The following is a 14,638-nucleotide window of genomic DNA, read 5'->3' as shown; positions in this document are numbered from 1 at the left end:
ATTAAGTTAATTCTTAAAGATTTTCTTCACTTACTTGACGGGACAGCCAAGGGGCATGAGGAAACGCATTATTAATAATTGTAACTTTGGGGTAATAGCTTAATAACAGATTTAAATTTTCTAAACAGTGCTTTTTATACGTATCCAGAGAAAAAGGATGCTGTTGAATTTGTCTTTTTAATTCAAGAATCTGCTCCCGGATATCTTCTTTAAAATACTCCCTTGAACTGTCTTCATGCTCAAGCGCGGATTCATTGGAATAATAATCAAGTTCTTCCAGCAATTCTTTTTGTTGAAAAAAATGATAATGAAGCTTTTCAAGGGAAGACAGAGAAATCAGAAGTTTTTTCTCCATTTGTTCCTCCTCTGCAACGGATACACTTTTATCATAAAAAAAATATTCATAAAAATAATCGGTGAGAAAATATAAAAAAATATGTGTATACGTTATATAGTGTAATTCGCATTCGCTCCATTTTTCTTCCATTGTGGAATCATCGTTTATCATTTTTAGCCTCCTCTTTTATTCCTCGGAGCAAGGTCTGTTTTCTCTGCAATACTTGCAGTCACAATCGGTTGAAGGATGATAACCTAATTCTTCATAGAAATTGTTTTTACAGCCTTGATGTTTGGGCTTCGGCTTTTTTTCTTTGCATTTACATTCACATGACTCATCCAAGGCAGTAACATCTTCTAATTTGAATTGAAGCAGCATCTGCGATTTAACAATGGTACGTAACGTTTTATTAACACTGTCATTCATTTTTAAATAATCCTTTAAACAATGGTGCGGATCCTTTAAGAATGCTTGAAGCTTTTCTCCTTCTGCATTCAAAATATGCGATAAACCTATTTCTTCTAAAGCGATGGAAGATAATAATAAATCAATCGTTTCACAGCGGTTTAGTGAGACGATAGGTGTGATATTTGGTATGTTTGGCATGGACATAGGACTTCCTCCTGTTAAGTTTATTTATCTAAACGAACAGGGACTCGTAACATAAGTTGTGATCCCTGTACGGATTTTTACTTTTTACTAAAGGGAATAATGAGTATTCTTTCTAACAAATCAGCTGTAAACGGTCTTTACAACTTTCTTTGCAAAAATAAAATCATTTATTCAATGATATCCAATACATTTTTAAGTTTTGTTTGCAATAACAGTTCTTTTTTTAATACCGTTTCTAATGTCGATTGGACACTTTCATTGATATTAATCAAATCATCTATTTCCAAAATCGATCCAGGGGAAGTGTTTAAAGTGCCCAAGGCGTATTGAATTTTTTCCCCTTCTGCATTGATGATGTGTGCCAGGCCAAGTTCTTCTAATGCAATGGAAGCTAATAATAAATTAATGACATCCTCCCGATCGATGGAAATTTCAGGTGTGATATTTGGGATATTCGCTTGCGACAAATGGGTTCCTCCTCCTTTTTAGACATTTATCTATTGCTCTACATCCATCGTATGATTTCCTCAATTAGGCCGTTCCATAAATGGGTAATGGTCTATTTGGTAATAAAACGAAACTTCATTCAGTGGGAGTTTTTCGACGCACAACTCTTTACGATGGGATGAGTAACCGCAGCACCAGTCCCAGGACGTTGTGAACTTAGTCTGCTTCCTTCATTTTCCCACTGAATTAGCCTAAGTGATTCAGGGAGTTAGCGCCTGTTATCTCCCGCCATAAATTTATTTTCGCTCTTTATTTTGAGGTGGGAGTTTTACGGGCGGTTCTCCGTGATAAATAAAAGTGTGAAAGACAAGTGTAGAAGTTTATATTTTCAGAGGATGATAAATGATTTTTTCAATGATTTGAAGCTTTTTTGTTTTACACATGTTATGTAATAAAAAATCTGGAGTGCGTGTGCACTCCAGATTAGTGGGATTAGGCAATTTGATTGATTGACCAAACGATACCTTGCTGGTCAGTACCGCCCAGGTTTAAGCCTATGGTTAAACCGTCAGCTATATAGAATAGCCCAATTTGATCTCCGGCGTTTAGTTCGACTTCTCCGGCCAATGTTACGGTTCCGTTTCCTAATACAGCTCTCAAGGTGAGAATTAGGGCAACGTTTACGTTCAATACAGGAAATAGCCCAGTTACTAATGGTGTAGGGTCTGGTGTAATCCGTTGAACCGCAAAAGCTGGGTTTACTCCCCCTCCAAGGGAAACAGTAAGTGCGGCAGTTGTTTGATAGTTTATGGTTGCGTTAATGGAATAACGGCCTGTTTCAGGGACGGTAAATATTCCATCTAATGCATTAAAGTTAGGGTTTGGATAGTAAGGTGGTAGTGTAGACCAGCTAATTAATTGTTCTGATTCAGTTACAGTCATTGTTCCTTGAAATGCAGAAAATCCGTTTTCTGCAAATGCAGGTCCTGTGGCGCCCGTAGGCCCTGTCGGACCAGTAGCTCCAGCATCGCCGGCAGGTCCCGTGGCGCCTGTAGGTCCAATCGGTCCAGTAGCGCCGATATCGCCAGCAGGTCCCGTGGCGCCTGTAGGTCCAATCGGTCCTGTGGCTCCGATATCGCCAGCAGGTCCTGTAGCACCCGTAGGTCCAATCGGTCCAGTAGCGCCGATATCGCCGGCAGGTCCCGTGGCGCCTGTAGGTCCAATCGGTCCGGTAGCTCCGATATCGCCAGCAGGCCCCGTGGCGCCTGTAGGTCCAATCGGTCCTGTGGCTCCGATATCGCCAGCAGGTCCTGTGGCGCCCGTAGGCCCTGTCGGACCAGTGGCTCCGACATCGCCAGCAGGTCCCGTGGCGCCTGTAGGTCCAATCGGTCCAGTGACTCCGACATCGCCAGCAGGCCCCGTAGCGCCCGTAGGTCCAATCGGTCCGGTAGCGCCGATATCGCCAGCAGGTCCCGTGGCGCCTGTAGGTCCAATCGGTCCGGTAGCTCCGATATCGCCAGCAGGTCCTGTAGCACCCGTAGGTCCCGGCGGTCCAGCAGGTCCTGTGGCACCCGTAGGCCCTGTCGGCCCAGTAGGTCCTAAATCCCCATCTGGAATAATGCTGGTTACTTGTTTTAGTTTATTATCCAATAGTAATTCTTTTTTCATCGCTGTCGCAAGCATATCTTGAACTGCTTCATTTACTTCCAATATTTCAGGTAATGTTGCAGGTGTTGTCAGACCAGGAAGGGTACCTAAAGCATATTGTATTTTTTCGCCCTCCGCATTAATAATATGTGAAAGCCCTAATTCTTCCATAGCAATAGAAGCTAATAGTAAATTGATTGCATCATCCCTTGTTAAAGTAATATTAGGCGTAAAGTTTGGGATATTTGGTTGGGACATTATGATTCTCCTTTCATTAAGAATAGATATCTTAAACAGAAACATTTATGAAAAAATATCTTCAAATGCAGTGTTCTTAACCAATATATTCTCTGGTGAAAAGTCGGTGTAGACACATTCCTATTATTTATATAACCATGTAAAATGGGTTGGTAATTTGTAACAGAAAAAAGATATGTATAAGGGCGAACGGCGCATTTTTGAAGAAAGTATACAGAAGTATTATCAGCTCCATATATTAGAAACGAAGTATTTTAACCGAACAGGAACATTCTGGTATGATAAAGGAAGTAGGATTATTTCCTCCTTTGTGTATGCTTTGTACATAAAGAGCTTTATAAAGGCGGAGGTTGATGAATGATTAAAGTGCAAGAGGGGGGAATTCGTTTGAAAAAAATAGCAACAAGTATTATTCAATTTCGAGGAACTCATTATGAATTTGGCTATCATCAAGGTTCTTTAGTTAAAAATCATATCTTATTAAAGAATCGTGAAAATCAATGGAAGGTAAGAACACCTTTGTTTTCTATTGATATTCATGAAACAAAAAGGATTTTTCAAGAAATAGCGCCGGCAATATGGGAGGAGTTAACAGGTTTTGCAGAAGCACTCGAGTGGTCCATGGAGAGAGTTTTACTTGAATTTGGAGGGTTTCGGGTTAAATTGAACCGATCAGGATGCTCGATTTTAACGGGAGAAGGCTATTTGATCCGTAATTATGATTATCATCCTAAAACCTATGACGGTTTTTATTCGGTGTTTCAGCCAACGGATATAGGATATGCGGTGATAGGTGTTACCCAGAAAGTAACGGGTAGATGTGACGGTATGAATGAACATGGGTTGGCCATGGGATATACCTTTATGCATCGTAAACGGCCAAAAGATGGTTTTGTCTGTCATATGATTGGCAGAATTATTTTGGAAACATGTGCCAATATAGAAGAAGCTGTTGCGTTATTAAAACAAATCCCGCACCGGGGGTCATTCAGCTATGTATTGTTTGATAAAGAGCATTCGGAGTCGACAATTGTTGAGGCCTCACCTAGAAATGTAGAGGTAAGAACTGGAGAAGCGTGTACGAATCATTTTCAACTATTGAAGAAAGAAAATCGTCATTATCTGAAGGATTCGATAAGGCGTCTGGAAATTATGGAAAGTAACTCACCTCATTCTCTTTGCGGAGAAGAAGCTTTTCAGCTGTTAAACGGAACAGAGAATGGTGTTTTTTCTAAACTATACGGACAGTGGGCAGGAACCATACATACTTCCGCGTATTTTCCATCGAAATTAGAAGCATGGCTTGCGCTTGGCGGTGATCAGCAGCCTGTGAAATTTGATTTTGCTTCCTGGTTGAAGGGAAAGGATTTTCCTGTTTCCGAGGTTACTGGAATGATTGATACAGATATTCCGTTTGTTCATATGGAAAAGGCGGATTGGTATAAAATGAAAAAATAATTTTTTTAAAGATACCGGAAACTTTTATAAAGTTACTTAGGTATCTTTTTTTGTTTCGTTTTATACTGGTACAACTTTGCAAATAGCTTTGGAAAGAATTTGGTCTTATTTTCATTTTTTATTTTACTTATAATGCAAATAGAACATAATACAAATCATTTTATTATGTTTTTAGGTGGTGTTATGTGTTGAATCAAAGGATTTTAGCATTGCTGAATCAATTAATCTATTCGAATGAATACGTGGCTGTAGATGAGCTGGCAGATAGTTTTAACGTGTCTAGTCGGACAATCTATAACGATTTAAGTAAGACAAATGATTGGTTGAAAGGTAACGGATATAAAGAAATTGGGCAGATTCGTGAAAAAGGTTTATTTTTAGATAGCTCTCTTAAAGAGCAACTAAAGTTGGAAATAAGTGCTTCTGATTATCCATACTATGCGTATTCTCCAAATGAAAGAAGGGCATGGATTTATCTTTATATGACAACATATGATCAGCCTATGTATCTAGAAGACTATCAAAATCTCTTTGAAGTGAGTAGAAATACAATTCTTGAAGATGTAAAAAAGTTAAAGCAGGAATTGAAAACGCTTCAAATTGAAATTATATCCGAACGATATGAAGGATATATCCCTATTGGAGAAGAAGCACAAGTCAGAAATGCATTTTTTTATTATCTCCCTTTTATTATTCCGTTAAATGGGTGGCATAGCATCGTTAACGAATCCAATAAAGAAGAGGAAGGGGGAAGAAATAAAGTACAAGCATACCAATTATTTGATTTAAGTCGAATGCAGCAAATTAAACAGAGCTTGCATGCATATGAGACTAGCCAGTATTTAGAATTTACTGATGACATTTTTGTAGAGTTAGTAATATGGATTTATTTATTCACAAAAAGAATGGAGAAAGCAAAGTATGTAGATATTGATCCAGTTGAAGAAAATGTAATCAGCTCAACAGAAGCATTTAATGGAGTAACACAACTATGCCAGGAACTAAGGAAACAATATCAATTTCATATTCCAAAAACAGAAATCTATTTTCTTTCCAGATATTTATTAAGTGCCAAAGTGAATTATGAAGCTCCTTCTTATAATGAAAGAAAGGAATTAAATCAATTAGAAGAAGTTATTGAAGTGATGATAGCTGAATTTCAATTATATGCTGCTATTGAATTTACAGAAAAGAAGAAAATGATTCAGAACTTATTGGTTCATTTGAAACCAGCTTATTACCGCTCCAAGTACAACATAAAAATTGAAACAAAACTGCATACATCAGTTAAGAAAAATTATCCTGAAATTTATCATTTAACAGAAAAAGTGATTCATCACTTTGAAAAATTTATTCAAAAAAAGGTTGAAGAGAATGAAATTGCTTTTATTGCGATGCACTTTGGAGGTTGGTTAAGACGTGAAGGGATTGTCCTTAATCAAAACCGTTTACGTATTTTAATTGTTTGTACAAGTGGAATAGGTACTTCAAAAATATTGGAATCTCAGCTGGAAGGATTATTAACCGAAGTGGATATTGTTGCAACGAAGTCTTTAAGAGACTATCAGCAATTTGTTAAATCAGTTGATTTTATTGTATCTACCGTACCACTTGAAGAAAATAAAGTTCCTGTCTTAGTAGTTAACCCTATTTTAGATAATAAAGATAAGGAATTATTGCTAAAGAAAATCAACCGATTAGCTAACGAATATAAACCTGGAACTACGCATTCAGTGGATGCTGTTATGGAAATTGTGAAGCGCTATGCAGATATCCATGATCAAGACGGCTTGAGAGAGGAATTCAAAAAGTATTTACAAGTACCTTTGACGATTGAAAGCGAGAGAAAACCTTCTTTAAGTGACTTGATTCCTTCAAGAAGAATTCATTTTCAACACGCAGTAAAAGACTGGAAGGAAGCTGTTGAAGTCGCAGCAAAACCATTAATTAAAGATCAATCGATTAATAAAAGCTATGTAAATAAAATGATTCAACATATCAATCATTACGGTCCCTATGTCGTCCTTTCTAAACATCTAGCATTGCCCCATGCTAATTCAGCAGGTGGTGTTAACAAAACGGGAATAAGTGTACTGCATTTACAGGAACCTGTGGATTTATTTGGATTTTCAATTTATGTGTTTGTTGTTTTAGCATCTTGGGATAATAAGCAACATTTAAGAGCACTTGGACAATTAACTGAGCTAATTAAAGATAAAAATAGTGTTCAGCAAATAATAGATGCACATAAAAAAGAACAAATCATCGACATTTTAAATCTTTATTCGGAAACATAATTACTGGGAAAGAAAGGATGACATCGTTGTTAAAAGAATATCTGCACCATGATCTTGTATTTAATAATCTGGAATGTAACAACTTTGATGATGTTTTAACCATCGTAATGAAAACATTGACAGACAAAAATTATGTAGATAAAGGCTTTCAAGAAGCATTAATTCTTCGCGAGGATAAATATCCTACTGGTTTAAAGTTAAAACAGGATGCAGTTGCTATCCCTCACGGTGGCGTAGAATATGTGAGAAAAAATTTTATTGCTGTTGTTACCTTAAAGAGCCCGATACCAATGCATAGAATGGATGAGCCAACAGAAATAGTAATGGTTGATATCCTTTTTATACTTGGATTTAAAAGCAGTGAAACGCATTTAGATGTGTTGCGTCAGTTAATGGAAGTAATCCAAAATCAGCAATTAATGACGGAAATCAAAAATAAGGATTCACTAGATCATTTTTAATCGTCGTTTGATAGATAGAAAGAAGTTTCATCAAATAAACGAAATAATGGAGGAATAAAAATGAAAAAAATTGTTATTGCATGTGGAGCAGGTATAGCAACATCTTCAATGGTAAAAGGCAAGGTAGAAGAATTAGTGGAAGGGATTCCTTGCGAAGTTGTTCAAACAACATTTAATGAACTAGCTGGTTATGACGATAACGCGGATCTATTTATTACAACGATGAAAACAAACGAAAATTTCAAAACACCAGTAGTTCAAGGTAGTGCGTTCCTTACAGGAATTAACGAGGAGCAAGTGGAAGAAGAAATACTAGCTATATTAAAACAATAAAAAGAAAATCAACTAACGAACGATAACCGGAAATAACTTTATTTGATGTTTAGCGGGAAGCAGTGAAAGTATGTTGGAGGAGGTATACGTATTGGAAGTATTACTCAATATTATACAATATGTAATTAATCTAGGTAGCCAGGTTTTTGTACCGTTAATTATGATGACAATTGCTTTAATTTTTGGTCTGCGTTTTGGGAAAGCATTAAAGGCAGGTATAACTGTAGGAATTGGTTTGATTGGGGTACAGATAGTAAGTACATTAACTGCTGATGTACTTTCTCCAGTGATAAATTCGATGGTGGAAAGATTAGGGTTAAATTTGACCTCTATTGATGTTGGAGGAGGCCCAGCTGCAGCAGTAGGATTTGGATCTTCTGTAGGCGCAGTATTAATAGTAGTTGTAGTAGCAGTGAATATCATACTAGTTGCTACAAAATTAACAAATACGATTAATGTAGATGTATATAACTTTTGGTACTTTGCGATTACTGCCGGTTTTGTACAAATTCTAACAGGCAACTTCTTCTTAGCAATTTTAGCAGGGCTAACGCATGCTATTTTGGGTTTGAAAATTGGAGATATTATGGCAAAGCGCACACAAGATGTTATTGGTATTGGAGGGATTACAATTCCTCATGGATTTGCTGCAGCAAGTGCACCTTTATTTATGATTCTAGATAAGATTTATGATTATATACCAATTTTAAAAGACAAAAAAGGTTCAGAAGATAATGATGCTTCACGAAATTCAAATGGTATTTCAAAAATGATTGGAGCGGTTCTTGGGGATAAAATTTATCTTGGCCTTATATTAGGATTGTTCTTTGGAATTGTTGCTGGTTACGGAGTTAGTGATATTTTAAATGTTACCGTAAGTACTGCTGCAATAATGGTGTTATTCCCGACAATGGTAAAAATGATTGTTGAAGGTTTAATTCCTATCTCAAACCAAGCAAAGAAGTTTTTTGCTGAAAAATTTAAAGATCGTGAATTATATATTGGTTTAGATTCAGCAGTTACAATTGGACATTCGGTAACCATTAGTGTTGGTATGTTGATGATTCCAGTATTTATGTTTGTTGCAGCTATTTTACCAGGAAATACGACTCTTCCGCTTGGAGAAGTACCTTTTGCAGCTTTTTATGTTTGTTTTGCAACGATCGTTCATAAAGGAAACAGAATTAGAACCATTATTTCAAGTTTAATCTTTATTCCTATTGTATTATGGCTTTCAAGTTGGGCAGCCCCGTTATTTACGCAATTAGGAGAGAATGCAGGATTAACGTTCGTTCAAGAAGGGCAAACCGCAACAACCATGGCCTTAGGAAACTTCTTTATTTGGCTTCCAGTCAAATTAGCTGAAGTACCAATACTTGGCGCAGTGTTCTTACTTGCTGTAATAGCACTTGCACTCATTGGAGGCAAGTATTTAGAAAAAAGATACTCAAAAAGTAACGGCATTTAAATCTATAGATTGATAAATGTGTGAAAGGAGATAGATGAAATGAAAAAAGTCAGCATTGGGGTAGTTGGAGCTGGAATATATGGAAATTACCATTTAAATATATATACTTCAGATAAAAATGTTGAAAACGTTGTTGTATGTGAATTAAATGAAAGAAGAAAACAACAAGCTGAAGATAAATATGGAATTAAAGGATACTCAAGTGTTGACAGTATGCTACAAAATGAACAATTAGATGCTGTGAGTATTGCAACATCAGATCCCTATCATTTTGATACAGCAATGGATGCGATGAATCACGGAATTAAATATCTTTTTATCGAAAAACCTTTAGCAACTACATTGGATGAAAGTTATCAAATCGTTCAACTTGCCGAAGAAAAAAATGTGCGAATTTGTGTTGATTTCCATAAACGGTGGGACCCAGCTTATAATGCGATAAAGAAAGAACTAAAAAGTGGAGATGCGAATCTGATTCGGGGGTACATGTCACTAGACGATATTATTGATGTTCCAACTAAATGGTTGAACTGGGCGGACAAGTCTTCACCGGCATGGTTTTTAGGAGTTCATTGTTATGATTTAATTCGTTATTTAACCGGAAGCGAAGTGGAAACGGTTTATGCTACAGGAAATAAAGGAGTATTAGCTAATCAAGGAATTGATACGTATGATTCTATGCAGGCGATTCTTACGATGACAGATGGCAGCAATTGGACGGTAGAAAATGCTTGGGTATTGCCCAATACATTCCCTAAATCAAATGATGGTCAATTAGTCATTGTAACGGATAATAAATATTTTAAAAATGAATCCTATAGAGGTTTGGAGCAATATACAAGTGAAAAAGCTAGTATTCCCAATTATTTATTTATGAATTTTGATGAAGAAGTACCCTGGGGATTTGGTATAGAGCCAATACAGGATTTCGTTCGAAATATAATAGAAAATACGGATTTTAGAGCAAATGTATATGATGGGCTTCAAGCTACAAAAATTGCCAATGCGATTCACGAATCAGTTATCACTAAAAAAATTATAAAATTAGAAAAATAATTAATTACTGTGAATAAATGTGATCTACCATTTTAAGGGGGAATGTCTATTAAGGCATAGCCCCTATTTATATATCATTCTTAAACTTTAGTTGACAACTCGGATTAATATGTTTAAACTAATATGGAATTTCGAGAACCTAGTTAACTAATTAAAATCAAAATAATTATTATGGAGGGTTTGCGAGTGGGCGATACAAAAGAAAAGGTAGTCGATTTTATTTTTGAAAAACTTGAACAATCTTTCGAGGAAGTAAAAAGCTGGAGAAGATATATGCATCAGTATCCAGAGTTATCATTTCAAGAAGAAAAAACAGCGAATTACATAGAAGAAAAATTAAAAAGCTTTGGTTTGGATGTCCAAAGAAATATTGGCGGACATGGCTTAATAAGTGTTGTAGAGGGAAAGCAACCGGGCAAGAAGATTGCTTTAAGAGCAGATTTCGATGCTTTACCGATTGAGGATGAGAAAGAAACCCCTTACAAATCAACGAAACCGGGAGTAATGCATGCTTGTGGCCATGATGGACATACGGCCGCTTTATTAGGCGTGGCAAAAGTAGTAAGCCAGTATAAGGATAATTTGAAAGGAAGTATCGTTTTCGTATTTCAGCCCGCTGAAGAAACCCCGCCTGGCGGAGCGAAATATATGATTGAAGATGGTATCCTTGAAGACGTAGATTATGTATTTGGTGCACATCTTGCATCTGACATTCCAATTGGAAAAGTTGGTGTAGGGGAAGGCTATCAAATGGCTGCTGTTGATAAATTTGCAATTCATTTGAAAGGAAATGGCGGTCATGGAGCCAGACCACATCAAACAACAGATTCGCTTGTAATCGGTACAAGTGTTGTTGAGGCACTACAAAAAATTGTAAGTCGTCAAATTGATCCACTTCAGTCTGCTGTCGTTACGATTGGCGTTTTTCAGGCAGGAAATGCATTTAATGTAATTCCAGATACTGCAAGAATAGAGGGGACAGTCCGTACTTTTGATCCGGCAGTCCGGGATAAAGTAGAAAAAGATATTCGATCTATTATTGAAGGGATTACAAGTGCTTTTCATGCGACCTATGAATTGGATTATTTAAGAGGATACCCTGCGTTATTTAATCATAAAGCTGAAACAGACGTAGCAAGAGATCTATTTAAAGAGACCTTTGAAGATGAGAATGTTGTGGAATTTGCACCAACAATGGGGGCAGAGGATTTCTCATACTTTTTAGAAGCAAAACCAGGAACTTATTTTCGTGTAGGTTCTAAAAATGATGATGAAGCAACTCACTTTCCTCATCATCACCCCCGATTTGATATTGATGAACGAGCGTTAGTAAATATTGAAAAAGCATTTGCAACAATTATTAATCATTATTTGTTATAAAGTGCTATGAAAGAAAGGAGATGAAAAATGACTCGACCAAAAATTTCTCAGATGGAAGCGTATATGATTGAAACACTGCGTGCAAGCGGAGTAACAAATGAAGCTATTATTCAGGCTGCGAAAGAAAAAGGTGTATCAACATGGAAGCAAATCAACGATCAGTATGATTTTGAACAGTTGCTTGTCTTAGCAGAGCAGGACTTTTCAACTTTTGAAGAAATCATTAATGATGGGTATGCTGTTAAGTTTGTTACGGTTGGTGGTTTAGAGAGATTGTTGAAATTAAAGTTTCAAAAAGTGGAAGGTAAAGACTTTCAAAAGTTAAAAACAGGTGTTCAAGGTTTGGATTTGAGTGGATCCTCTCTTGATGAGTTGAAGCAGATGCTTTCGATTAATTGGAAAGTGGGGACAGATGAGCGAGGAGTATTAGTAAAGTTGAAAGAACAAAATGATTTTTAATAATTTTTCCAATTAATAAAGCACAATAAAACCAGATTAGCGTTGGTTTTATTGTGCTTTTTTGTATTGAATCTAAAATATAAATAAAAAAGAATTTAAATTATGAATAGGCGAATTTACGAAAGTATTTTTAAATAAAAGTACATAAAATTTATTGTGAATTTTACCAATTATAATCATCATTATTATTTTAATATCGAACATCACTATGAAAATTCGAATTATTAAAAATAGTGATTGACAAGAAAGCGCTTTATTTTTATAATGTTATTAATATTACAAATGACACGTATTATAACGAATGTAAAAATAATGTGTGTTATATATTTTTATTGAAGAAGGGGGAACTATATTGAAAGTTATATTAAATATGTTTTAATAAGTGGTTATAGCAAATTATTTTAGAAGTAAATTAGGTGTTTATTTTTTTGGAATAATCTTTATTTTTTACAAAAGTTATCAAATGTTTATATCTTGAACGAATGTTAAAAGTTGTGGAATGTTATAAATCTATTGAACGTTTAACAAAAGCATACTTTTATATAGCAGGTACTTCCGGAGGAGGGAGAGCAATATAGTGGAAAAAAGAATTGTGTTTTTTGATATTGATGGAACTATATTAGATAGAAATAATGAGATTCCTAAGTCTACAATTGATTCTATTCATGAAATTCAATCAAAAGGAATTGAAGTTGCAATTTCAACAGGAAGAGCGCCAACAATGTTTCAACATATTTCTGAAGAACTAAGTATTAATTCATATGTTAGCTGTAATGGTTCACTTGTTGTTTATCAAGGAGAAGTTATTCATCAAGAGAAATATAATATAGAAGATTTAAGAGAGTTAGAAAAGAAAGCGTTTGAAAGAGGATATTCGATGATGTTTTCAACGAAGGATAAAATTTGGATAAATTCTAAATCTGATGTATTCATAGACGATTCAATGTCGTTAATTGGGTTAGATGTTCCTACTTATCATGAGGCTACTTTACATGACGAAATATCTTATGCGCTACTACTCTGTGAAACAGATGATGAAAGATTTTTAGAACAATATAGAAATAATTTTCGATTTTTAAGGTGGTATAAATATTGTGTTGATGTACTGAATCCTGATATGTATAAAGCTAAAGGAGCTTTAAAGATGTTGGAATATTTGGAAATTCCAAAAGAATCGTCTGTTGCTTTTGGAGATGGAATTAATGATCTAGAGTTACTTAAATTTGTAGGGACAGGAGTCGCAATGGGGAACAGTGTTGAATCAGCAAAACAAGCATCAGATTTTGTAACAAGAGACGTTGCTGATAATGGCATCGCTTACGGATTAAAAAAATTAGGATTGATTGATAAAACAAAACAAGCTTAGGGAGGAATATTTAATGAGAAAATCACTTTTATTTATTATTTTTACTGTTTTAATTTCATTTATATTAATTGGCTGTTCTGATAATGGGTCAGATGCAAGTGGAGAAGATGGGGATTATGGAACTATCACCGTATTTTCTCCGGAAACACCTGAAACTACAAGAAGATTAGCTGATAAATTTGAAGAACTATATGGAGGAACAGTTGATGTTCATTATGCTGGGACAAATGTACTGTTAAATCAATTGATGGCTGAAAAAGGAAATCCAAGTGCCGATGTATTGTATGCAGGCGGAGGTAATTTATCTTTTGAAGGAGCTATTGAAGAGGATATATTTGAACCCTTTGTACCAGATAATGTTGCAGATATGCCAGTGATTGATGAAAGTGGTGTCAAAATAAGACATGAAGATGATTACTATAGTGGAATTATTAAGTTATTGACTGGATTTTCTTATGATCCGGAAGTACTTAGCGAGGAAGAAGTTCCTCAGACATGGGATGAATTATTGGATCCAAAATGGCAAGGTAAAATCCAATTTCCTAACCCTGCATCTTCTGGAACAGCTACATTGTTAGTGTTGGCGTACATGTCAGAATATGGAGAAGAAGCTGGATGGGAGTATTTTGAACAATTAGCACAGCAGGCAAATTCAATCCCTGATTCAGGTTCTGGTCCAGTAACAGCAGTTGCAAATGGAGAGGCAGAAATAGGAATTGGTCTAAGTTATCACGCATATGATTTAGCTGAAAATGGAGAATCCGTTGATTTTATTGTCCCAGATATGACAACAGTTGTTAGCGATCCAATTTCTTTAGTAAAAGATGGTCCAAATCCAGATGGTGGAAAGAAATTTATTGAGTTTATGCATACCCCAGAAGCTCAAGAAATTTTAGCAGATACGTATCATCTAGTTGTGAATGAAGAAGTTGAAGAAAAACTGCCAATTGATATGGATGAAATTGAAGATAGAATTGTCGAATTAGATATGGAGTGGATTCAAGAAAATTATGATCGTATTCGTAATGAGTGGCAAGAAAGGATTCAATAATTATATTT

The 14,638-nt window shown here is 35.6% G+C and carries 14 protein-coding genes; 10 read left to right on the top strand and 4 right to left on the bottom strand.

From position 1 onward, the window contains the following. Positions 1-13: 13 nt before the first annotated feature. The 4 genes from BN986_RS17030 to BN986_RS17015 all read right to left on the bottom strand — a co-directional run bounded on the left by BN986_RS17030 (position 14) and on the right by BN986_RS17015 (position 3,301). Positions 14-508 carry a hypothetical protein gene (locus tag BN986_RS17030; RefSeq protein ID WP_040982413.1) on the bottom strand — a complete coding sequence of 165 codons (495 nt, stop codon included), beginning with the start codon at positions 506-508 and terminating at the stop codon, positions 14-16. Positions 509-523: 15 nt separating this feature from the next. Next, complete coding sequence (locus BN986_RS17025) at positions 524-949, bottom strand: alpha-helical endospore appendage domain-containing protein (protein ID WP_040982410.1); 426 nt, start codon at positions 947-949, stop codon at positions 524-526. A gap of 167 nt (positions 950-1,116) precedes the next feature. Continuing rightward, positions 1,117-1,416 (bottom strand): alpha-helical endospore appendage domain-containing protein, encoded by a 300-nt coding sequence (locus BN986_RS17020; protein ID WP_040982409.1) that lies wholly within the window; start codon positions 1,414-1,416, stop codon positions 1,117-1,119. Between the two features lie 472 nt (positions 1,417-1,888). Continuing rightward, positions 1,889-3,301 (bottom strand): alpha-helical endospore appendage domain-containing protein, encoded by a 1,413-nt coding sequence (locus tag BN986_RS17015; protein ID WP_040982407.1) that lies wholly within the window; start codon positions 3,299-3,301, stop codon positions 1,889-1,891. Between the two features lie 387 nt (positions 3,302-3,688). Here BN986_RS17015 and BN986_RS17005 point away from each other — a divergent pair, with 387 nt between their 5' ends. The 10 genes from BN986_RS17005 (at position 3,689) to BN986_RS16960 (ending at position 14,630) form a co-directional block, all read left to right on the top strand. Further along, on the top strand, positions 3,689-4,759 hold the full coding sequence (locus BN986_RS17005; RefSeq protein WP_040982911.1) for a C45 family autoproteolytic acyltransferase/hydrolase: 1,071 nt from the start codon (positions 3,689-3,691) through the stop codon (positions 4,757-4,759). Between the two features lie 188 nt (positions 4,760-4,947). Continuing rightward, on the top strand, positions 4,948-7,056 hold the full coding sequence (locus BN986_RS17000) for a BglG family transcription antiterminator (protein ID WP_187378573.1): 2,109 nt from the start codon (positions 4,948-4,950) through the stop codon (positions 7,054-7,056). A gap of 26 nt (positions 7,057-7,082) precedes the next feature. Then, positions 7,083-7,517, top strand: a complete 435-nt coding sequence (locus BN986_RS16995) for a PTS sugar transporter subunit IIA (RefSeq protein ID WP_040982402.1) — start codon at positions 7,083-7,085, stop codon at positions 7,515-7,517. Between the two features lie 60 nt (positions 7,518-7,577). After that, complete coding sequence (locus BN986_RS16990) at positions 7,578-7,850, top strand: PTS sugar transporter subunit IIB (protein ID WP_040982400.1); 273 nt, start codon at positions 7,578-7,580, stop codon at positions 7,848-7,850. 91 nt (positions 7,851-7,941) lie between these two features. Then, entirely contained in the window at positions 7,942-9,318 is a 1,377-nt protein-coding gene (locus BN986_RS16985) for a PTS galactitol transporter subunit IIC (protein ID WP_040982398.1), read from the top strand. Positions 9,319-9,357: 39 nt separating this feature from the next. Further along, complete coding sequence (locus tag BN986_RS16980) at positions 9,358-10,374, top strand: Gfo/Idh/MocA family protein (protein ID WP_040982396.1); 1,017 nt, start codon at positions 9,358-9,360, stop codon at positions 10,372-10,374. A 186-nt stretch (positions 10,375-10,560) separates the two neighbouring features. Beyond that, positions 10,561-11,754, top strand: coding sequence for a M20 metallopeptidase family protein (locus tag BN986_RS16975; protein WP_244445032.1), 1,194 nt, complete (start codon positions 10,561-10,563; stop codon positions 11,752-11,754). 27 nt (positions 11,755-11,781) lie between these two features. Then, positions 11,782-12,213, top strand: a complete 432-nt coding sequence (locus BN986_RS16970; protein ID WP_040982389.1) for a hypothetical protein — start codon at positions 11,782-11,784, stop codon at positions 12,211-12,213. Positions 12,214-12,790: 577 nt separating this feature from the next. Continuing rightward, on the top strand, positions 12,791-13,579 hold the full coding sequence (locus BN986_RS16965; protein WP_040982385.1) for a Cof-type HAD-IIB family hydrolase: 789 nt from the start codon (positions 12,791-12,793) through the stop codon (positions 13,577-13,579). Positions 13,580-13,592: 13 nt separating this feature from the next. After that, entirely contained in the window at positions 13,593-14,630 is a 1,038-nt protein-coding gene (locus tag BN986_RS16960; RefSeq protein WP_040982383.1) for an ABC transporter substrate-binding protein, read from the top strand. Positions 14,631-14,638 lie beyond the last annotated feature (8 nt).

It is taken from the genome of Oceanobacillus jeddahensis (assembly GCF_000750635.1).
In the GTDB taxonomy this organism is placed as follows: Bacteria; Bacillota; Bacilli; order Bacillales; family Amphibacillaceae; genus Oceanobacillus; species Oceanobacillus jeddahense.
Note: the sequence above shows the minus strand (reverse complement) of the source record. Positions and strands in the feature narration are given on the sequence as shown.